The organism is Mesorhizobium temperatum (genome assembly GCF_002284575.1).
Lineage (GTDB): Bacteria > Pseudomonadota > Alphaproteobacteria > Rhizobiales > Rhizobiaceae > Mesorhizobium > Mesorhizobium temperatum.
Window position 1 is genome coordinate 336,174 of the sequence record NZ_NPKJ01000060.1, and the last position, 19,451, is coordinate 355,624.

At 62.3% G+C, this 19,451-nt stretch carries 20 protein-coding genes; 5 read left to right on the forward strand and 15 right to left on the reverse strand.

Annotated elements, in window-relative coordinates:
- Positions 1-43: 43 nt before the first annotated feature.
- From CIT26_RS23120 to CIT26_RS23130, 3 genes are all read right to left on the reverse strand, one after another.
- Positions 44-640 (reverse strand): LysE family translocator, encoded by a 597-nt coding sequence (locus CIT26_RS23120; RefSeq protein ID WP_095494691.1) that lies wholly within the window; start codon positions 638-640, stop codon positions 44-46.
- A 149-nt stretch (positions 641-789) separates the two neighbouring features.
- On the reverse strand, positions 790-1,362 hold the full coding sequence (gene ilvN / locus CIT26_RS23125; RefSeq protein WP_095494692.1) for an acetolactate synthase small subunit: 573 nt from the start codon (positions 1,360-1,362) through the stop codon (positions 790-792).
- Between the two features lie 84 nt (positions 1,363-1,446).
- Positions 1,447-3,228 (reverse strand): acetolactate synthase 3 large subunit, encoded by a 1,782-nt coding sequence (locus CIT26_RS23130; protein WP_095494693.1) that lies wholly within the window; start codon positions 3,226-3,228, stop codon positions 1,447-1,449.
- Between the two features lie 495 nt (positions 3,229-3,723).
- Here CIT26_RS23130 and CIT26_RS23135 point away from each other — a divergent pair, with 495 nt between their 5' ends.
- Entirely contained in the window at positions 3,724-5,526 is a 1,803-nt protein-coding gene (locus CIT26_RS23135; protein WP_095494694.1) for an NAD(P)/FAD-dependent oxidoreductase, read from the forward strand.
- Positions 5,527-5,539: 13 nt separating this feature from the next.
- Here the strand turns inward: CIT26_RS23135 and CIT26_RS23140 are convergent, their stop codons facing one another.
- The 3 genes from CIT26_RS23140 to CIT26_RS23150 are packed head-to-tail and all read right to left on the reverse strand — an operon-like array spanning position 5,540 to position 7,005.
- On the reverse strand, positions 5,540-6,067 hold the full coding sequence (locus CIT26_RS23140; protein ID WP_095494695.1) for a GNAT family N-acetyltransferase: 528 nt from the start codon (positions 6,065-6,067) through the stop codon (positions 5,540-5,542).
- A gap of 58 nt (positions 6,068-6,125) precedes the next feature.
- Positions 6,126-6,434 carry a hypothetical protein gene (locus CIT26_RS23145; RefSeq protein ID WP_095494696.1) on the reverse strand — a complete coding sequence of 103 codons (309 nt, stop codon included), beginning with the start codon at positions 6,432-6,434 and terminating at the stop codon, positions 6,126-6,128.
- A gap of 4 nt (positions 6,435-6,438) precedes the next feature.
- Positions 6,439-7,005 (reverse strand): helix-turn-helix domain-containing protein, encoded by a 567-nt coding sequence (locus CIT26_RS23150; RefSeq protein WP_095494697.1) that lies wholly within the window; start codon positions 7,003-7,005, stop codon positions 6,439-6,441.
- A gap of 155 nt (positions 7,006-7,160) precedes the next feature.
- On the opposite strand from CIT26_RS23150, the gene CIT26_RS23155 reads away from it, so the two are divergent.
- Entirely contained in the window at positions 7,161-8,990 is a 1,830-nt protein-coding gene (locus CIT26_RS23155; RefSeq protein WP_095494698.1) for an ATP-binding protein, read from the forward strand.
- Between the two features lie 192 nt (positions 8,991-9,182).
- Here the strand turns inward: CIT26_RS23155 and CIT26_RS23160 are convergent, their stop codons facing one another.
- Both CIT26_RS23160 and miaA read right to left on the reverse strand, forming a co-directional pair.
- A complete protein-coding gene (locus tag CIT26_RS23160) occupies positions 9,183-9,974 on the reverse strand; it encodes a GGDEF domain-containing protein (RefSeq protein WP_095494699.1) in 792 nt (263 codons plus the stop codon).
- Positions 9,975-10,078: 104 nt separating this feature from the next.
- A complete protein-coding gene (gene miaA, locus CIT26_RS23165; RefSeq protein WP_095494808.1) occupies positions 10,079-11,071 on the reverse strand; it encodes a tRNA (adenosine(37)-N6)-dimethylallyltransferase MiaA in 993 nt (330 codons plus the stop codon).
- On the opposite strand from miaA, the gene serB reads away from it, so the two are divergent.
- Positions 11,061-11,948 carry a phosphoserine phosphatase SerB gene (gene serB / locus CIT26_RS23170; RefSeq protein ID WP_095494700.1) on the forward strand — a complete coding sequence of 296 codons (888 nt, stop codon included), beginning with the start codon at positions 11,061-11,063 and terminating at the stop codon, positions 11,946-11,948. The two genes, miaA and serB, sit on opposite strands and share 11 nt — an antisense overlap.
- On the forward strand, positions 11,945-12,517 hold the full coding sequence (locus CIT26_RS23175) for a GNAT family N-acetyltransferase (RefSeq protein ID WP_095494701.1): 573 nt from the start codon (positions 11,945-11,947) through the stop codon (positions 12,515-12,517). The genes serB and CIT26_RS23175 overlap by 4 nt, the downstream gene beginning before the upstream one ends.
- A 43-nt stretch (positions 12,518-12,560) precedes the next feature.
- Here the strand turns inward: CIT26_RS23175 and CIT26_RS23180 are convergent, their stop codons facing one another.
- From CIT26_RS23180 to CIT26_RS23205, 6 genes are all read right to left on the reverse strand, one after another.
- Positions 12,561-14,075 (reverse strand): DegQ family serine endoprotease, encoded by a 1,515-nt coding sequence (locus CIT26_RS23180; RefSeq protein WP_095494702.1) that lies wholly within the window; start codon positions 14,073-14,075, stop codon positions 12,561-12,563.
- Positions 14,076-14,217: 142 nt separating this feature from the next.
- On the reverse strand, positions 14,218-14,406 hold the full coding sequence (locus CIT26_RS23185; RefSeq protein WP_095494703.1) for a DUF2065 domain-containing protein: 189 nt from the start codon (positions 14,404-14,406) through the stop codon (positions 14,218-14,220).
- A 6-nt stretch (positions 14,407-14,412) separates the two neighbouring features.
- Positions 14,413-15,357: a protease modulator HflC gene (gene hflC / locus CIT26_RS23190; RefSeq protein WP_095494704.1), complete on the reverse strand. Its 945-nt coding sequence runs from the start codon at positions 15,355-15,357 to the stop codon at positions 14,413-14,415.
- Positions 15,357-16,460, reverse strand: coding sequence for an FtsH protease activity modulator HflK (hflK, locus tag CIT26_RS23195; protein WP_095494705.1), 1,104 nt, complete (start codon positions 16,458-16,460; stop codon positions 15,357-15,359). Before hflK ends, hflC begins: the two co-directional genes overlap by 1 nt.
- 142 nt (positions 16,461-16,602) lie before the next feature.
- Positions 16,603-17,121, reverse strand: a complete 519-nt coding sequence (locus tag CIT26_RS23200; RefSeq protein ID WP_095494706.1) for a dihydrofolate reductase — start codon at positions 17,119-17,121, stop codon at positions 16,603-16,605.
- A complete protein-coding gene (locus tag CIT26_RS23205) occupies positions 17,121-18,134 on the reverse strand; it encodes a DUF4424 domain-containing protein (RefSeq protein ID WP_095494707.1) in 1,014 nt (337 codons plus the stop codon). The genes CIT26_RS23200 and CIT26_RS23205 overlap by 1 nt, the downstream gene beginning before the upstream one ends.
- A gap of 133 nt (positions 18,135-18,267) precedes the next feature.
- Here CIT26_RS23205 and cobF point away from each other — a divergent pair, with 133 nt between their 5' ends.
- Complete coding sequence (cobF, locus tag CIT26_RS23210; protein ID WP_095494708.1) at positions 18,268-19,041, forward strand: precorrin-6A synthase (deacetylating); 774 nt, start codon at positions 18,268-18,270, stop codon at positions 19,039-19,041.
- Positions 19,042-19,068: 27 nt separating this feature from the next.
- Here cobF and CIT26_RS23215 read toward each other — a convergent pair whose 3' ends face one another.
- A complete protein-coding gene (locus CIT26_RS23215) occupies positions 19,069-19,410 on the reverse strand; it encodes a winged helix-turn-helix domain-containing protein (protein ID WP_095494709.1) in 342 nt (113 codons plus the stop codon).
- Positions 19,411-19,451: the final 41 nt, after the last annotated feature.

A 19,451-nucleotide genomic window follows, 5' to 3' on the forward strand; every position in this document is an offset into this window, starting at 1 on the left:
CGGCATTACGAAGATTTAATGTGCAGTGCACAATAAACGACAGCTACCGCAGCATCGGCCACAGTGTCGCTGCCAGCAGCACGCCCATGGCGATGTTGAACCATTTAAGCCGCACCGGGTCCGACAGAAAACCGCGCAGTGCCGTGCCGAAACCTGCCCACACCGAAACGCTCGGCAGGTTGACGACGGTGAAGGCTAGCGAGACCAACGCCACCGACAGAAACGGATGCTCCGGAATGGCATAGACGGCCATGGCGGTGATCGCCATCACCCACGCCTTGGGATTGACCCACTGGAACGCTGCCGCATCGACGAACCGCATCGGTCGCGCCTTGGCCTCGCCCTTGCCGCTGAGCGAACGCGACATGGCGATCTTCGAGGCGAGATAGAGCAGGTAGACGCCGCCCGCGATCTTTAATCCGGTGTGCAGCACCGGAAACGCAGCCAGCACGGCGCCCAGACCGAAGCCGACAGCCAACAACAGCGCGAGGAAGCCGATGCTGATGCCCAGCATGTGGGGAATGGTTTTGGCGAAACCGAAATTCACGCCGGAGGCCAGAAGCATGAAGTTGTTCGGACCCGGCGTGATCGAGGTCACGAAGGCATAGACCAGCAGGGCAAGGAATGCGTCGAGGGTCATGGCTTCCTCCCAAGCAGGTCAGCAATATTGTCCTTTTACCTCAGACGCACAAAGGCCACCTCACGGCGGCAGCCGGGCCAGAAGATCAGGATCAAGCGACAGAATAAATACAGGCGGCGCCAGAGCACTGGACCCAAAGCGCCGGACCATCACATCCCTTGCGGGCCGCGATTCATCGCCGCCACGCCGGTGCGGCAGATCTCGACCAGTCCGAGCGGCTTCATGATGGCGATGAACTGGTCGAGCTTGGAGCCCTTGCCGGTGATCTCGAAGATGAAATGCTCGGTGTTGGCATCGATGACGCTGGCGCGAAAGGCGTCGGCCAGCCTCAGCGCCTCGACACGAGCTTCGCCGGTGCCGGCCACTTTCACCAGCGCGAGTTCCCGCTCCAGCGGCCGTTCCTGACCGAGCTCGTGCGAGCGCACCGTGAGATCGACGACACGGTGTACCGGCACGATGCGCTCGAGCTGGTGCTTGATCTGCTCCAGCACATGCGGCGTGCCGCGCGTCACGATGGTGATTCGCGACAGATGCTTCTCATGCTCGGTTTCGGAAACCGTCAGGCTCTCGATGTTGTAGCCGCGTCCGGAAAACAGGCCGATGACCCGGGCCAGCACGCCCGGCTCATTGTCGACCAGCACGGAAAGCGTGTGGTTCTCCGGCTTTTCCGTTTCCTTGGCTATGAAATAGGCGGAGCCGGTCGGTTGAAGCTGTGCGTTCATGACATGGTTCTCGATTTCAAACTTTTGAGCTGTTTCTCTGTTTCCGCACGGCTTCTTCCGACAAGCCCTGCCTCGGCTTGGGCGTTACACCAATTCCCTGCCTTTGGCGTCGATGGCATTGGCCACCGCCTCGTCGGTCGCCTCGTCCGGCAGAAGCATCTCGTTATGCGCCTTGCCCGACGGGATCATCGGGAAGCAGTTGGCAAGTGTGGCGACCCGGCAGTCGAAGATCACCGGCTTCTTCACCGAAATCATCTCCTTGATCGCGTCGTCCAGCTCGTCCGGCTTCTCGCAACGAATGCCGTGGCCGCCATAGGCTTCGGCAAGCTTGACGAAATCCGGCATCGCCTCGGTGTAGGAATGCGACAGCCGGTTGCCGTGCAGAAGCTGCTGCCACTGCCGCACCATGCCCATATACTGGTTGTTGAGGATGAAGATCTTGATCGGCGCTTCGTGCTGCACCGCCGCACTCATCTCCTGCATCGTCATCTGCACCGAGGCATCGCCGGCAATGTCGATGACCAGCGCGTCCGGGTGCGCGATCTGCACGCCGAGCGCCGCCGGCAGGCCGTAGCCCATCGTGCCGAGCCCACCGGAGGTCATCCAGCGGTTCGGCTTCTCGAAATGATAGTGCTGCGCCGCCCACATCTGGTGCTGGCCGACCTCGGTGGTGATGTAGGTGTCCATGTCCTTGGTCAGCGCGTAGAGCCGCTGGACGGCATATTGCGGCATGATCACTTCGTGGTTCATCTTGTAGGCGAGTGAATCCCGCGCCCGCCATTTCGCGATCTGCTCCCACCACGGGTGGAGCGCCTTCTTGTCGGCCTTGGCGGTCGCCCGCCACAGCCGCACCAGATCCTCCAGCACCCGGCCGACATCGCCGATGATGGGCACATCGGTGTGGACGTTCTTGTTGATCGACGACGGATCGATGTCGATATGGATCTTCTTCGAGTTCGGCGAGAACGCGGTGAGCCGGCCGGTGATGCGGTCGTCGAAGCGCGCGCCGATGCAGACCATGACGTCGCAATCATGCATCGCCATGTTGGCTTCATAGGTGCCGTGCATGCCGAGCATGCCCATCCAGTTCTTGCCCGAAGCCGGATAGGCGCCAAGGCCCATCAGCGTCGAGGTGATCGGGAAGCCGGTGAGGTCGACCAGTTCGCGCAGCAAATGGCTGGCCTCCGGACCGGAATTGATGACACCGCCGCCCGTATAGAGGATCGGCCTTTTGGCGTTGGCCATCAGCTCGACCGCCGCCTTGATCTTTTCCAGGTCGCCCTGGACCTTAGGCCGATAGCTCGTGCGCGGCGCCGTCTGTGGCGGCACGTAGATGCCCTTGGCGAACTGCACGTCCTTCGGGATGTCGACGACGACCGGACCGGGACGTCCTGTCGTTGCGACGTGGAAGGCCTCGTGGATGATTGCCGCGAGCTCGTTGACGTCCTTCACCAGCCAATTGTGTTTGGTGCAGGGGCGTGTGATGCCGATCGTGTCGCACTCCTGGAACGCGTCCGAGCCGATCAGCGAGGTCGGTACCTGACCGGTCAGGCAGACCAGCGGGATCGAATCCATCAGCGCATCCTGCAGCGGCGTCACCGCGTTGGTGGCTCCCGGCCCCGATGTCACCAGCATGACGCCGGCCTTGCCGGTCGAGCGCGCGTAGCCCTCCGCCGCATGACCCGCGCCTTGCTCGTGACGGACGAGGATGTGCTCGACCTCGTCCTGTTGGAAGATTTCATCATAGATCGGGAGAACCGCGCCGCCCGGATAGCCGAAAACATGCTTGACGCCGTTGTCTTTCAGCGCCTGCACCACCATTTCGGCGCCCGTCATTTCGCGCCGCTCGTTCTGTCCACTGCTCATCGGTCTGGTCCCGTACTGTTCGCCATCGGGCGATTGCTGGTCGTTTAGTCGTGTTTCGGGCAATAAAAAAGGCCCCCGAGGGAGCCTGTGTCTGCGCATGGGAGGTTTTCGCCCGGCGGTTACACCGCCTTGCCCACGCGCTTTCCTACTACGAGAATGAGTGCCGTTTTCATGGTGGCGGACAATAGAATTGGTTTTGCGCCGCTGTCAACGGCGAATGTGCACAGGATCAAAAGGGTTTGAACCCGTTGCCCGCATCAGACGCGCCCGTTGACCATCATCGCATTGAGCCAGCTATTTTCGCCACAAGACACCGCTCCGGTACGATCGCCGGCAGTACCAAGGTCCGCAATCATCCCGATAAGCCATTGAAACCACACCAAACTATTTGACGACGTGACGCGGCGCACAGTTTGCCGCGATACTCCGGTCAACCGGGCTGGGAGGGTCCGGCAAAGCCACGATGACGACCAGGACTTCACGGGAGGAAATTTGATGCTCGACAAGGCCCCAGCCAAGAAACTGTCCGACCTGCTCGACCAATTCAGCGCAGCGCTTGCCGCCGGCAACATCGACAAGGCGGTCGGGTGCTTTCAGGAAGACTGCTACTGGCGCGACCTGGTGACCTTCACCTGGAACATCAAGACCATGGAAGGTCGCGACCAGGTGCACGACATGCTGACGAGCCAGCTGGCGAAGACAAGACCTTCGAACTGGGCGATCGCCAAGGGCGAAGACGCCGCCGAGAGCGACGGGCTGCTCGAAGGTTGGATCAGTTTCGAAACGGAGGTCGCGCGCGGCTTCGGCCATATCAGGCTGAAGAACGGCAAGATATGGACGCTGCTCACCACCATGGTCGAGCTGAAGGGTCATGAGGAACCCGCCGGCTTCGCCCGGCCGTTGGGCGCCAAGCATGGTCACGGAAAAAACCGGCCGACCTGGAAAGAGGAGCGTGAGAAAGAAGCCGCCGAACTTGGCTTTGTCAGTCAGCCCTACACGCTGATCATCGGCGGCGGCCAGGGCGGCATCGCGCTCGGTGCCCGGCTGAGGCAACTCGGCGTGCCGACCATCATCGTCGAGAAGAACGAGCGTGCCGGCGATTCATGGCGCAGGCGCTACAAGTCGCTCTGCCTGCACGACCCGGTCTGGTACGATCATCTGCCCTATATCGACTTCCCCAGGAACTGGCCGGTCTTCTCGCCCAAGGACAAGATCGGCGACTGGCTGGAAATGTACACCAAGGTCATGGAGCTGAACTACTGGTCCTCCACGGAGGCCAAGAGCGCCGCCTATGACGACGAGAAAAAGGAATGGGCGGTCGTCGTCCATCGCGATGGCAAGGACATAACGCTGAAGCCGAAGCAGCTGGTGCTGGCCACCGGCATGTCTGGCCGGCCCAACACCCCGAAGTTCAAGGGCATGGAGAATTTCAAAGGTGATCAGCACCATTCTGCGAAACATCCCGGTCCGGACAGCTACGTTGGCAAGAAGGTCGTCGTCATCGGTTCGAACAATTCCGCGCATGATATCTGCGCCGCACTCTGGGAAGCCGGCGTCGACGTCACCATGGTGCAGCGCTCGACCACGCACATCGTCAAATCCGACACGCTGATGGATATCGGGCTCGGCGCGCTCTATTCGGAGCAAGCCGTGCAAAACGGCATGACGACGGCCAAGGCCGATCTCATCTTCGCCTCCCTGCCCTACAAGATCCTGCACGAATTCCAGATTCCGCTCTACGAGACGATGAAGAAGCGCGATGCTGCCTTCTACGAGGGCCTGGAAAGGGCCGGCTTCATGCTCGACTGGGGCGACGACGGCTCCGGCCTGTTCATGAAATATCTCAGGCGCGGTTCCGGCTACTATATCGATATCGGCGCCTCACAGCTCATCATCGACGGCGCCATCAAGCTGAAGAGCGGCGTCGACGTGACCGAGATCAAGGAACATTCGGTCCTGCTCAGCGACGGCACCGAACTGCCGGCCGACGTCCTCGTCTATGCCACCGGCTACGGTTCGATGAACGGCTGGGCGGCGGAGCTGATCTCGAAAGAGGTCGCCGACAAAGTCGGGAAGTGCTGGGGTCTCGGCTCGAACACCACCAAGGATCCCGGTCCTTGGGAGGGCGAACAGCGCAACATGTGGAAGCCGACGCAACAGGAAGCACTCTGGTTTCATGGCGGCAATCTGCACCAGTCACGCCACTATTCGCAGTTCCTGTCGCTGCAGTTGAAAGCACGGCACGAGGGCATCGCAACGCCGGTCTACGGGCTGCAGCAGGTCCACCACACGGGATAGAAATTCAGGGCTGTCACCGGGACTGGCCGATGCGCTTCCAGTAGATAAGCGTACCGGTTAGTCCGCCATGCGGCTTCAATGCATAGCCCGGTATCTCACCGGCAAGCGTGAAGCCCAACCTGTCATAGAGACCGGAAGCGCCCTCCTCTGTCGCTGTATCCAGGACCAGCAGTGTGCGGCCCTTCTCGACGGCGAGGCTTTCGGCCGCCCGCATCAGGCGGGTGGCCACGCCTTTGCCGCGATGATCGACGCGGGTCATCAGCTTGGCGATCTCGGCCCGGTGCGGCTGGTTGGGGGGACAGTCGAGCAGCAAGGTAACGGTGCCGACCAGAGCCTCGCCGTCCCAGGCGCCGAGCACAGCTCTTTCGCCTCTTGCAGCCGCAATAAGCGACTTCCTCCAGAAGGCGCCTGCCAAGTCCGGCGCCAGCGGATGCATGAAACTGACTGATCCACCGGCCGCAACCGTCTCGATCACCATATCGACCAGCATTGCGTGCGTTTCCGCAGTTTGTGTCAGAGCCTTGATTTCGATGGAACTCATGCGTGAGCTGGTCCTTGAACAAGATGAAACGACTGTGAAGCCGTGATCGTCGCTGCCGTCAGTCGGAAAGGCTGGCACGCCTTCGCTTCCTGGCCCGACGAATTTCCGCGATGCGCTCGGCATCTTCTTCCTGCAGATGCCGCCCGCGCTCCAGCAGTTCGAGCGTGTATTCCTCATAGGTCAGGCCCAGCCGCTCGGCCTTGTCCAGCCGCATCAACATGACGTCACGGCTTGGCGCTTTCCAGGCTTTGGCGTGGGCCGCCTGCCAGGCAAGGAAGATGTAGGCGTCGCCCTTGCCCCATGGCGGACCCTCATAGTCGTCAAGGGGCGGCCCGCCATTGTCGGTGCGTTTGGGGCGACACGTCATTGCCTCAGCCTCTTGCCAGCGCGACCAGATAGTCGGCGGCGGCCGGTCCCGGAGCGTGGAAGGTGCAATCCGACGGCGCGCCAAGCGCCAGGCAGTCACCCGGTTCGAGATTGTGCACGATGTTGCCCTCGGTGAATTCCAGCCGTCCGGAAATCAGCCATATCTGCTGTCTGATGAAGGCATAGGACGCTGCCGGAAAGCTCACCTTGGCCCCCGCCGGCAATTGGACCCGGATCAGTTCGAGCGGCATGTCCGAGACTGGCGAAAGATGCCGCCGGACATAGCCCGTGGCGGGATCGCGCCAGAGCGGCTGATCGCTTTCGCGAAGCAGCCCACCGCCTTGCAGCTCGGCCCGCGCGATGAGGGTGGAAAGCGTCATGCCGAAGGCCGCGGCGATCCGCACGAGAAGTGCCGCGGTCGGGCTCGTCTTGCCGCGCTCTATCGTGCTGAGCATGGCTTTCGACACGTCGGACCGGTCCGCGAGCTCCGCCAGCGACCAGTCCCTCAAGGCTCTTTCGGAGTGTATTCTCCTGCCGATGGTCGAGGAGATATCGTTCGCTATATCAGTCATTCATCCGGTATATCGAAATTCTGGAGTCGAGCAAGGGGGCCGATCGGTCCAATTTTTGCGAATGGTTTAATGTCCCCTACACCATCCGACCTCATCCCCCCTTAACCCCGTCGGTGTAAGGTCGATTGCCTGGGGAAATGGGAAACAGCCTGTCCATGTTCGTCGACCGCGAAGCCTCCGTCGGAGAGCCGACTTTGCAGGAGCGCCGCAAGGCGGAGCAGAACGACAACCGCATTCTGGGCAATGTCGTCCAGTGCGACGGCGCGCGCGCCACCATCAGCGCCCATGCCGCCGATGCCGAAGGCACGGTCACCGCCCATTGGAGCGTCGGCAAGATGATCTCCATCAATCTCGGCGCCACGCGAACCGTCGGCCTGGTCTACGAGATCGGCAAGTCGGATCGCGCCTGGAGCAATGCGGGCCAGAACCCGATCGAGGTCAGCATCGAGCTCATCGGCGAGGTCCGCGACGGCGCCGAGTCCGGCGCCAAACCGATTTTCGACCGCGGTATCACCACCTATCCGCATATCGGCGCCATCGCCCACCGCATCCGCAGCCGCGACCTGCAGGCGGTCTATGATCTCGCCGGACGTCATTCGATCACCATCGGCACGCTGTCACAGGATGAGGCGATCGACGCCAACATCGCCATCGACGACACGCTGGCGCGCCATTTCGCCATTGTCGGCACCACAGGCGTCGGCAAATCCACCGCTGTCTCGCTGCTTTTGCGCAAATCGATCGCCGCTCGACCCGACCTGCGCGTTCTTATCCTCGATCCGCACAACGAGTTCGCCGCGTCCTTGCCCGAGCACTGCGTCAGGGTCGATTCGACGACGCTGGACCTGCCCTTCTGGATGTTCAAGCTCGAGGAATTTGCCGAAGTGCTGTTTCGCGGGCGCGAGACCGTGCCGGAAGAGGTCGATGCCTTGCGCGATCTCATTCCCGCAGCCAAGAACCTGTATCGCAACCCGAATTCGGGCACGTATCTCAGGCGCGGCACTGACGCACTGACCGCGGACACGCCGGTGCCCTATCGCGTTGTCGATCTTATCAAGCAGATCGACGAGCGCATGGGACTGCTGGAAAGCAAGAACGACCGCCCCACCCTCAAGTCGCTCAAGACGCGCATCGAATCGGCAGCCTCGGATCCGCGCTACCGCTTCATGTTCAATTCGCGGCTGATCGAAGATACGATCCACGAGACGATCGGCAATATTTTCCGCGTGCCGCATCACGGGCGCCCGGTGACCTGCTTCGAGATGGCCGGCATGCCGTCGGAAGTGGTCAATTCCGTCTGTTCGGTGCTGGCGCGCCTGGCCTTCGACCTTGCACTGTGGAGCGAAGGCCGGCTGCGGCTGCTTTTGCTGTGCGAGGAAGCACACCGCTATATGCCGGCCGACCCGCGCCTTGGTTTTGCGCCGACCCGACACGCGCTGTCGCGCATCGCCAAGGAAGGCCGCAAATATGGCTGTTATCTCGGCATCGTCACCCAGCGCCCGGGCGAGCTCGATCCCACCATCCTGTCGCAGTGCTCGACCTTTTTCGCCATGCGGCTTGCCAATGAGCAGGACCAGGCGATCATCCGCTCGGCGATCGCCGATTCCTCGGCCTCGACGCTGGCATTTCTGTCTTCGATGGGCCAGCGCGAAGCCATCGCCTTCGGTGAGGGCGTGGCGACGACCATGCGGCTGAAGTTCGAAAAAATGTCCGATGAGCTGATTCCCGGCACGGCCAAGCGCGAGGAAGCCTTACCGTCCGAAACCGGCAAGGATGTCGACCTGGTGGCGATCGTCGAAAGGCTGCGCAACGTGCCAAAACCGCAGCAGGCGATGGCCTTCGCCGAAGTCGTGGATTCCGGCCGTCAGGCCGGCGATCCCGACTATCGCAAGCCGCCCGTCCCGCGCGTCCAACCCGACGACGATTTCGACATGCGCTATGGCCTGAAACCCGCAACCTTCGGCTTGCGCCCGCAAAACGATTGAGCCCAGCGGCCGATGAATCCTGAAGACTTTGTCACTCTCTAGACTTGGGTAAATCCCGGAAGGGATTCATCAGGCCGGATCGAATGACGTGGCTTTCGAGAACCCGGAGCGGAGTGGACATTTGAGTCCATGAGCACCGGAAGTCGAGAAAGCTGCGTCAGTCGGCCGGCCTCATGAATTCTCTCCGGGATTTCAGGCGCAGACGCGGTTTCGGCCTTGCCTCTTGGCCTCATACAGCTGGCGGTCGGCGCGGCGATAAAACTCTTCGGCGGTTTCCTTGCGGTCCCAGACGGCAAGGCCAACGCTGGTGGTGATCTTCAGGCGGACATTGCCGGACAGTATCGACATGTTGGCAATCGCCTTGCGGATGCGCTCGGCGAATTTGGACAGAAGTTCGGCATCCATGTTGGGCGTGACCACTGCGAACTCCTCGCCACCCAGGCGCGCCACCACGTCGTGATAGCGTGTCATGTCCTTGAGACAGCTGGCGACCGCCCGCAACACCTGGTCACCAACATCATGGCCGTGGGTGTCGTTGACCTGCTTGAAATGGTCGAGATCAAGGATCATCAGCCCGACCGGCTTCTCGATGCGGCGGAATTCCTCAAGATATTCCTTCAGTGCATCGTCGAAATAGCGCCGGTTCTGCATACCGGTCAGGCCGTCGGTCAGCGCCGCATGCTCCAGTGTTTCCGAACGGGCGCTGAGCGAAACCGTCATGGCGCGCAACTTGCCTTCTTCCGTCGCCTGCTTGCGAATCAGCGGGTAGATGAAGAAAATGCCGAAGAACAGGGCAGTCGCCAAAAGCACGCCGGTCCCAAACAACAGCTTGTTGAGATAGATGATCTCGTCGACCCTGGCGGGTGTATGAACCTCTTCGGCGAAGGCTTGCAGAAGCCCATAGGCGTGAAGCGTCACCAGGCCGGCGGCCAGGATCACGAAGATAAAGACGAAAAAGGCTGATTCCGCCTTGTGAAAACGCATCTGCTCCCCGTTGGAAAATTCCCAAAGACGTTATGACATGGACGGGCTTACGGAGGGTTAATTAGGACAACTTCAACGGGAAGTCTCCCCTCAAAATCAACTTTTCAGGTTGCACTGGAAAGGGTATCCGAGATCGTGGATTCCACACGATCACCGGAGCGCAATCTCAGCCATTCCGGACCCAACTGATGCCTGAACCAGGTCGCCTGGCGCTTGGCATATTGTCGCGTCGCGATCTTCGCGCGCTCGATCGCTTCGGGAAAACTCAACTCGCCGGCCATTGCGGCCTGCAGTTCGCGAACGCCGATCGCTTTCATCGCCGGCAAGTCCGGATCGAGGCCAAGATCGGTCAGCCGTCTGACCTCGTCGAGAGCACCTTTCTCCAGCATGCGGTCGAACCGCGCCTCGATCCGCTCCACCAGCTCCGCTCGCTCCGGTTCGATCACAAAGAAGCGCGTGCTGGCTCTGTCGATCAACGGACGGCCGCGCTCCGCCTGCCATTCCAGGATGGAACGGCCCGACGCGTCGAGCACCTCCAGCGCTCGCACGATGCGCTGGCCGTCGGTCGGCTTCAGCATCATGCCGGCTGCCGAATCCTCGCGCAGCAGGATGCGGTGCAGCTTGGCCGCGCCCTGCTCCTGGAGTTCGTAGCGCCAGCGATCACGGATCGACTGCGGAATGTCGGGCATTTCCGAAATGCCTTCCGCAAGCGCCCGGAAATAAAGCCCCGTACCACCGACGAAAATCGCCGGCCGTTCGAAGAACGTGCCGACCGGCCGTTCCAAGAACGCACCGTCGTCGATGAGCTTCATCACATCGCGCAGCCAGGCGCCGGTGGAATAGGGGGTGGAGGGATGGACATGTCCGTAGAGGAAATGCGGGACGCGAGCGAGCTCGGCAGCAGTCGGTCGCGCCGTCAGCACGTCGAGCACCGAATAGCCTTGCATGGAATCGGTGTTGACGACGACGCCGCCATTGCGCTCGGCGAGGTCAAGTGCCAGGGCGGACTTGCCGCTGGCGGTCGGCCCGGCTATCAGGATCGCGTTGTTAACGCGGCCCTCGCCCGCCTGCCCGCCGGAATTTTCGATGCCGCTGATCGCCACGCTTGTGTCCCATCCCGCCGGCCGCGCATTGTCGCCGGCGCTTGTGAATATGGCGTCACTGTCGGTCGGCGCAAGCACTGTTCGCTGGCTGGCCGACGGCATCGCCTGCGAATTCGCTTTGCCCGAGACGGCCGAAGCCGCTGAAACGACCGCCAGCCTGCGCGCCGTGCTCGCACCCGAACCGGTCGACGTTATCGTCCAGCAGGCCGAGGGAAGGCGGAAGAAAATCCTCATCGCCGATATGGATTCGACTGTTATCGACCAGGAGTGCATCGACGAGCTTGCCGACGAGATCGGCGTCAAGGACTACGTCGCCGCCATCACGGCGCGATCGATGAATGGCGAGATCGCTTTCGAGCCGGCCTTGCGCGAGCGGGTGGCGCTGCTGAAAGGCCTCGACGCTATCGTGGTCGACCGCGTCATCGCCAACCGCCTGACGCTGGCTTCCGGCGGCCGCGCGCTTGTCCAGACCATGCGGGCCAGCGGCGCATGGACTGCACTCGTGTCGGGTGGCTTCAATGTCTTTACTTCACGCATCGCCGCCATGCTCGGGTTTCAGGAGAACCGCGCCAACCGCCTGATCGAGCAGGATGGCCGCTTCACCGGGCTGGTGGCCGAGCCGATCCTGGGGCGCGCCGCCAAGGCCGATGCGCTGCTTGAGATTTCGGCGCGCCTCGGGCTGACGACCGCCGACGCCCTTGCTGTCGGCGATGGCGCCAACGACCTCGACATGATCCGCCTTGCCGGCACCGGTGTGGCACTTCATGCCAAGCAGGTCGTGGCGGCGGAGGCAAAATTCCGCATCGATCATGGCGACCTGACCGCGCTTCTCTATCTGCAGGGCTACCGGCGGGAGGAATTTGTAGAGTGACGCCGATCCGCACCGAGCGCCTGATCCTGCGCAACTGGGAGGATCGCGACCGTGAGCTCTTCTACCGCATCAACTCCGACGAGCGCGTCATGGAATACTTTCCGTTTCGCCGCGACCGCGCGCAGGCCGACGTCAAGATGGATGAATTGCGCGCCGTCATCGACCGTGACGGTTTCGGCTTCTCAGCCGCCGAGATCGCCGTCACCGGCCAATGCATCGGCTTCGTCGGCATAACCCGAACCGATCATTTGCTCTTCTTGCCGGCCGGCACCGTCGAGATCGGCTGGCGCCTGGCGCCCGAATTCTGGGGCCATGGCTATGTCACCGAGGCAGCCGAAGCCTGGCTCGCCTATGGATTCGAAACGCTTGGCCTCGAGGAAATCGTATCCTTCGCTGTTAGGGATAACAGCCGGTCCACCGCCGTCATGGAACGCCTGGGCATGGTCGCCGATCCGGCCAGAGATTTCGACCACCCCGGCATTCCGGACAGCCACGCCATGCTCAAGCGGCATGTGTTCTACAGGCTGACAGCCAAGGATTGGCGAGCAAGAAAAAAGGCGGCTCGCTAGCCGCCCTTTTCCCTCCAAATCAAAGTTGCAGCCTTTACCGGACTCAGTCCATCCGGATCGTCACAAATCGCAATTCGCCGGACTTTGACGCCAGCATCAGCAGCGCATTCTTGCGTCCCTGCTCCTTCAACGCAGCGATCCGGTCCATGACATCCTTGGGCGTGGCGACCGATTCCTGCGCGATCTCGGTGATCACCTCGCCGGCCTGGATGCCGCGTTCGGCAGCGGCCGAATCCTTGGCGACGTCGGTGATGACGACGCCGGAAACTTCGGCGGCGATGCCAAATTTCGTCCGCGTCTCGTCGTTGAGCTCGCCAACGGTCATGCCGAGCACGGAAACCGTCGAAACGGCAGGCGCCTTGTCGCCATTGTCCTGGTCGGTATTGCCATTCTCGCCGCTGGCAAGCTTTTCGCCATCTTCGAGCCGGCCGAGCGTCACCTTCACTGTCTGCTCGACGCCCTTGCGCACGATGACCACGTCGACAGCCTTGCCGACCGTGCTCTCCGCGACGACGCGTGGCAGGTCGCGCATTTCATTGACGTCCCTGCCGTCGAACTTGATGATGACGTCGCCCGCCAGGATGGTGCCGTTGTCGACAGGCCCGCCCTTGATGACGCCGGCGACCAGCGCGCCCTTGGCGGTGGCCATGCCGAGGCTTTCGGCAATGTCGTCCGTCACCGGCTGGATGCGCACGCCGAGCCAGCCGCGCCGCGTCTCGCCGAACTGGCGGAGTTGGTCGACGACGCCCAACGCAAGCTGCGAGGGGATGGAAAAGCCGATGCCGATCGAGCCGCCGGACGGCGAGATGATCGCCGTGTTGATGCCGATCACCTCGCCGTCGCTGTTGAACAGCGGCCCGCCGGAATTGCCGCGGTTGATCGCGGCATCGGTCTGGATGAAGTCGTCATAGGGACCGGAATTGATGTCGCGGTTGCGGGCCGAGACGATGCCGACCGTCACGGTGCCGCCGAGGCCGAACGGATTGCCGATCGCCATCACCCAGTCACCGACGCGCATCTTGCTGGAATCTCCGAATTTCACCGCCGTCAGTTTGTGCCCTTTTGGATCGACCTTCAGCACCGCCACGTCGGTCTTGGTGTCTGTGCCGACCAGCGTCGCCTTCAGTGTCACGCCGTCGGAGAAATTCACCTCGATGTCGTCGGCATCGGCGATCACGTGATTATTCGTCACCACGATCCCCTGCTCGGCGTCGACCACGAAGCCGGAGCCCAGCGACTGCACCTTTTGCGAGGGGTTGCCCTGTTCGCCGGGACGGTTCTTGAAGAAATCGTCGAAGAAATCCTGGAAGGGCGAGCCCTCCGGAAGCTGCGGCATCGGCACCGCGCCCGGGCCTTCCGTGCCCTTCACCCTCTGCGAGGTCGATATGTTGACCACGGCGCCGAGCAGGCCCTGCGCGAGATCGGCGACCGAAGCCGGGCCGTCGGCGGCGGCCGCAGGCGTCACCAACGACGGGACGGTAGCGGCGCCGATAAGAAGTGCTGCAGCACCCGCGGTGAACGTCCGCCTCGCCGCGCGCAAAAACCTGTTGGATGTCATCGAGAAGTCTCCCGGTGTCTCTGAGAAGAAAAGCGCTCGCCGAAAACGCTGCGTCGAACCATGTTGGCAAGAAATACGGCACGTTTGCGGCTATGGCTATCGGCAGAGGATAAAACCTCCGTTATCCCGAAATCATAAACCGTCATCCACCCCGCACCAGCCAGACGAGGCCGACGCCAACGGCGATGGCAATCAGCCCGGCGACCCGCAGCGCATTCTCCGGCATCGACAGAACTTCGCCGGCAAGTTTCTTGGCGAGGCCGGGAAAGCCGCCATAGACCAGGCCCTCGACGACGAGAACCAAGCCTATTGCCGCCAGAAAATCCTGCACCGGCCGTTACTGGCCGGTGCCTGGCTGCGCTGCCGGTGCAGCAGGTGCTGCGGGCGGCGCTGCCGGCGCATCCGCGCCGGCGGGATTGCGGAAGAAACGGAAGAATTCCGAATTCGGCGACAGCACCATCGTCGTCCCGGTATTGTCCAGCGCCGTGCCGTAGGCATTCATCGACCGGTAAAAGTCGAAGAAGGCTGGATCGCGCTGGTAGGCGTTCGCGAAGGTGGCGCTGCGTTGAGCTTCGCCTTCACCGCGCAGGATTTCAGACTCTCTCCGTGCCTCCGCAACGATCTCCACCACTTCGCGGTCGGCGCGCGCTCTGATGCGCTGCGCCGCCTCGTTGCCGCGCGCCCTCAGCCGCTCGGCTTCGGCCAGACGCTCAGCCTTCATGCGGTCATATGTCTGTTGCGAGACTTCCGCCGTCAAATCGGTTCGGCGAATGCGGACATCCTCGATCTGCAGGCCGAGCGACGTGGCGTCGGGCCTCAGCTGGTCGCGCACTTCGCGCATCATCACGGCTCGCTCTTCCGAGAGCGCCGCCTCGAAATCGCGCAAACCGTAAACCCGGCGCAAGGCCGCGTCGAGACGCGTCCTCAACCGTGCCTCGGCCAGTTCGATCTGGCCGGACACCGCGGAGCGGAACACGCGCGGATCGGAGATCCGATAAGCGATGAAGGCGTCGACCTCATAGAACTTGCCGCCTGAAACCTGGACGCGGATGTTGTCGAGGTCGAAGCGCAGCACCCTGTTTTCGATCAACTGCACGCTGTCGGCATCGAAGAATGCGAACGGCGCCTTGAAATAGATGCCCGGCTGGCTCTTGACGTCTACGATTTCGCCGAACCTGAGGACCAGCGCCTGCTGGCGCGCATTGACAACGAAGACCGACGAATAGAGCAGGAACAGGATAACCGCGGCAATGACGGCGATGATGGGAAGACGGTTGGCCATCACTGGGTTCCTCCGAGGACCGGCGCCGGCGCCTTCTGCTGCAGTGCGGGCAGCGGCAGATAGGGAACGACCCCTGGTCCGCTGCCTTGCTCGATAATGACCTTGCTGGAATCCTTCAGAACCCTCTCCATCGTTTCCAGATAAAGCCGCTGGCGCGTCACATCCGGCGCCTTGGCGTATTCGTCATAGACCGAGATGAAGCGCTGCGCCTCGCCTTCGGCCTCCTGCACGACCCGGTTCTTGTAGCCGGCCGCCTCCTCGCGGATCTGTGCGGCCTCGCCGCGCGCCTGGCCGAGCTTCTGGTTGGAATACTGGTTGGCCTGCTCGACAAACTTGTCCTCGTCCTGTTCGGCGCGCTGCACCTCGTCGAACGCGTCGGCCACTTCGCGCGGCGGTGCGGCATCCTCGATCGAGATCGCGTTGACGTTCAGGCCGGCCCGATAGCCGTCCAGCGTCGTCTGGATGATTTCGCGCACGGACGCCGCAATGCCCTCGCGATCATCGCGGAAGATGTCCTGAGCCGGCCGCCGACCGACCGCTTCGCGCATGGCGCTTTCGGCGACCTGCCGCAGCATGCCGTCGGGATCGGACACGTCGAACAGATAGGCCCTCGGATCGGAGACCTGATAGGCCACAGAGAACTGGACGTTGACGATGTTCTGGTCGCCCGAAAGCATCAGCCCTGAACCGTTGCCGGAGGCGGTGCCGCCGCCGATGTTGACGAGTTGTTCGGCGATGTTGGCCGTCTCGACCGTCTCGATGGGCCACCAATGGAAATGCAGGCCTGGCTGCGAGAACTCCGCCTTTGGCACGCCGAATCTGAGTTCGACCGCAACCTCGTCTGGCTGCACGGTATAGACCGCCTTGAACGCCCACAGCACCACAAGCGCCGCCGCGATCAGCCCGAACACGGCTGGGCTGGCGCCACCGCCACCCGGCAACGCGCGCCGCAACCTGTCCTGGCCGCGCCGGATGATGTCTTCGAGATCGGGAGGCGAGCCCTGCGGACCGCTAGGCCCCTTTGGTCCCTGCCCCCAGGGTCCTGGATTGTTGCCGCCGCCCCATGGGCCGCCGCCACCGCCGCTTTTGTCATTCCAGGGCATGAATGTCCTTTCGCTCCCTCACGCGCCGGCCTGACGACGCAAAATCGAGTGTTGTTCTTCTATAGGGATGCGACGGCACGCTTTCAACGCGATCGGTCGTCGTCACCGTCCGTTTTGGACCGTCGCGACCCTTTAATGTCTCTCAATGCACGTCGCGGCGTCGCTCGTAAACCGAATAGCGTGTCGCATGACTATCCTTTTCACCGGCCGGAACGTCCTGCGAACGAACAATGTGCCACAAATCCGGGTCGATCGGCGGGAAATGCGCGTCGCCGTCGACCGCGGCAAGGATATGGGTGACATGCAAGCGGTCGGCCAGCGGCAGCGCCTGGGTATAGATCTCGCCGCCGCCGATGACGCAGATTTCGTCGGCGCCGGCCATGCAGCGCCCGCGCACCTTCGCCAGGCTGATCGCCTCGTCGAGCGAATGCACGATTTCGACGCCCTCGGCGCGCCAGGCCTTGTCGCGGGTCACCACGATGTTGAGCCTGCCCGGCAGAGGCCGGCCGATGCCTTCATAGGTCTTGCGACCCATGATGATAGGTTTGCCCATCGTGTCGGCCTTGAACCGCTTGAGATCGCTGGAAAGCCGCCACGGCAAACCGCCATCGCGCCCGATCACGCCATTTTCGGCGATGGCGACATAGATCGCGACGTCCATCAGCCGCCGCTCCCGCCATCACCCGAAGGCGCCAGCAGCAATATGTCGATGTCGTGCTCAGGGTAGAAATTTTCCGCTGTCATCTCGAAACGCGTCGGCCCGACTTTCCTGACGTTTTCGCCACAGAACGAGACCAGGTTCTTTGGATCGCCCTTGTCGACCGTCAGCTTGAACTTGCCGATGGTGCCCGTCGCCCAGTTGCCGCCAGTGGTCAGGATGTAGGCGATGCGGTTTTCGAAGTATCTCGGTGTGCCGTCGGGGTTGCGCTTCGCTGCCTTGCGGATCGCGTTCTCGAACGTGCCGTCCATGCAGTAACGGGTCTTGTAGGCGGCGTATTGGCCGTGGAACTGGCCATCATAGAAGAAGCTGACCGAGGACGTACCGCCGACGCTCGGCTTGTAGCGGTGGGCGACGTGGACTGCGCTGTTGGCTGGAAAGGTCGAGCGCCACCAGTAGGTCGAGCGCAATTGCCAGAACGGCACATAGACGGTCTTCATGCCTGAACCGTCGTCGGTGGTGTCCTCGATGATGAGGCCGCGATCGATCCAGTCGTCGGCAACCGCTTGCGGCAGCTTTGCCAATGCCGCCCTGGCCGCGTCGCCGAACGGGTAGAACGGCACGTTTTGCGCCTTCAAATCGGCGCTGATGTCGATGCCGAGCGCAAACGCCTTCTGCTCGAGCTGCGGTTCTGCCGCCACGCCTTCGATCGTCACCTCGAGGCCGAGGAAATTGTCGCTCTGGCCGTCGGGGATCGCCGGCATCTCGTTCGGATCGCCTTCGATATCGGGCATCGGAAAGGCGACGATCGCGTCGACATCCTTGTCGGTGTTGTTTCGGAAGACGTAGTCGACCGTCACCTTTTCCGGCGAGATGTAGAGGTCCTCACTCTCCATGGCGACCGCATCGCTGCGCGACAGGATCAGGCCGCCCGTTCCCAATTCGGCGATCGAATCATTGGCGAATACGGGCGTGGCCGAGAGCGCCAGCGCTGCGGTCAGAACATAACGGAACATGGAAGCTCCCTTGGCGAGATGCCGGTATGACTCTAGCTGTTTCAATGTGGAGTTTCAAAGCCCTTCCGCGCACTCGTCGGCGCTTGCCAGGCTTGTCTGGACACCGACGTTCCGATCGGGCAGGAGTTCGCCTATGCGCAAGCTTCTCGTCATCGGCATCGGCGCCGGCAATCCCGACCATATGACCGTGCAGGCCATCGACGGCTTGAACCGCGCCGACGTGCTATTCATTCCCGACAAGGGCGCGAAGAAGAACGATCTTGCAGAACTGCGCCGCCGGATCTGCGACCGATTCGTCACCAACCCAGACTCGCGCCGTGTCGAATTCGACGTGCCGGTGCGGGCCGAGCCGGCGCCCTCCTACCGCTCGACCGTCGATGACTGGCATGAGGCGATCGCTGCGATCTATGAAGACCTGATCCGCGACGAGCTTTCGCAAGATGGCTGCGGCGCCTTCCTGATCTGGGGCGATCCCTCGCTCTACGACAGCGCGCTGCGCATCCTGGAGCGTGTGCGCATGAGAGGCAATGTCGAGTTCGAGCTCGAGGTGATCCCCGGCATCACTGCTGTCCAGGCGCTCGCCGCCGGCCATAAGATGGCGCTGAACCGCATCGGCGACGCAATTCAGATCACCACCGGCCGCCGGCTTACCGAGGAAGGTTTGCCCGACAATGCCGGCAGCACCGTCGTCATGCTGGACGGTAAATGCGCTTTCAATAGGCTGGACGACAAGGACCTCGTCATCCACTGGGGCGCCTATCTCGGCACGCCCGACGAGATTCTCATTTCCGGTCGCCTCGGCGATGTCGGCGACGAGATCGTGAAAACCCGCGACGAAGCCCGGCGGAAAAAGGGCTGGATCATGGACACTTATCTGCTGCGCAAGCCCGGCGGGCCGGAGGAGTAGGCTCGGCCGGTACAGATTCCACCGACCTCACCCAGCATCGATCTCCGCCTGTAGTGCCTCCATATGAGTGGCCGCCGCGGAAGCCGCAGCCCGTTCGATGGCTCGAAAGCGGCTGACCACCGCAAGCCCCACCGGAGTCAACTGGGCGCCGCCGCCCTTTTTCCCTCCGGTCTGCGCCGCGACCAGCGGCTTGCCGAACACCCGGTTCATGTCCTCGACGAGATCCCAGGCGTGTTTGTAGGACATTTCCATGCCGCGCGCCGCAGCCGAGATCGAGCCGAAAGCGGCGATCTGCTCTAGAAGCTCGATCTTGCCCGGCCCGATGCGCCCTTCTGGATCGAGGTTTATCCGCAAGCTCAGCGACGGCATTTGCTCCTCCGCAGTCACGCCACATCCATCCTAGAAGCTCT

What these genes read in the sequence shown, in the direction of transcription:
- CIT26_RS23205 (WP_095494707.1), bottom strand. Translation starts at nt 18,134, where the DNA reads ATGTTCCGTTATGTTCTGACCGCAGCGCTGGCGCTCTCGGCCACGCCC.
- CIT26_RS23215 (WP_095494709.1), bottom strand. Translation starts at nt 19,410, where the DNA reads ATGCCGTCGCTGAGCTTGCGGATAAACCTCGATCCAGAAGGGCGCATC.
- CIT26_RS23120 (WP_095494691.1), bottom strand. Translation starts at nt 640, where the DNA reads ATGACCCTCGACGCATTCCTTGCCCTGCTGGTCTATGCCTTCGTGACC.
- serB (WP_095494700.1), top strand. Translation starts at nt 11,061, where the DNA reads ATGCCGCTGATCGCCACGCTTGTGTCCCATCCCGCCGGCCGCGCATTG.
- CIT26_RS23130 (WP_095494693.1), bottom strand. Translation starts at nt 3,228, where the DNA reads ATGAGCAGTGGACAGAACGAGCGGCGCGAAATGACGGGCGCCGAAATG.
- CIT26_RS23140 (WP_095494695.1), bottom strand. Translation starts at nt 6,067, where the DNA reads ATGAGTTCCATCGAAATCAAGGCTCTGACACAAACTGCGGAAACGCAC.
- hflC (WP_095494704.1), bottom strand. Translation starts at nt 15,357, where the DNA reads ATGGCCAACCGTCTTCCCATCATCGCCGTCATTGCCGCGGTTATCCTG.
- cobF (WP_095494708.1), top strand. Translation starts at nt 18,268, where the DNA reads ATGCGCAAGCTTCTCGTCATCGGCATCGGCGCCGGCAATCCCGACCAT.
- CIT26_RS23160 (WP_095494699.1), bottom strand. Translation starts at nt 9,974, where the DNA reads ATGCGTTTTCACAAGGCGGAATCAGCCTTTTTCGTCTTTATCTTCGTG.
- CIT26_RS23150 (WP_095494697.1), bottom strand. Translation starts at nt 7,005, where the DNA reads ATGACTGATATAGCGAACGATATCTCCTCGACCATCGGCAGGAGAATA.
- CIT26_RS23145 (WP_095494696.1), bottom strand. Translation starts at nt 6,434, where the DNA reads ATGACGTGTCGCCCCAAACGCACCGACAATGGCGGGCCGCCCCTTGAC.
- hflK (WP_095494705.1), bottom strand. Translation starts at nt 16,460, where the DNA reads ATGCCCTGGAATGACAAAAGCGGCGGTGGCGGCGGCCCATGGGGCGGC.
- CIT26_RS23180 (WP_095494702.1), bottom strand. Translation starts at nt 14,075, where the DNA reads ATGACATCCAACAGGTTTTTGCGCGCGGCGAGGCGGACGTTCACCGCG.
- ilvN (WP_095494692.1), bottom strand. Translation starts at nt 1,362, where the DNA reads ATGAACGCACAGCTTCAACCGACCGGCTCCGCCTATTTCATAGCCAAG.
- CIT26_RS23200 (WP_095494706.1), bottom strand. Translation starts at nt 17,121, where the DNA reads ATGGACGTCGCGATCTATGTCGCCATCGCCGAAAATGGCGTGATCGGG.
- CIT26_RS23135 (WP_095494694.1), top strand. Translation starts at nt 3,724, where the DNA reads ATGCTCGACAAGGCCCCAGCCAAGAAACTGTCCGACCTGCTCGACCAA.
- CIT26_RS23155 (WP_095494698.1), top strand. Translation starts at nt 7,161, where the DNA reads ATGTTCGTCGACCGCGAAGCCTCCGTCGGAGAGCCGACTTTGCAGGAG.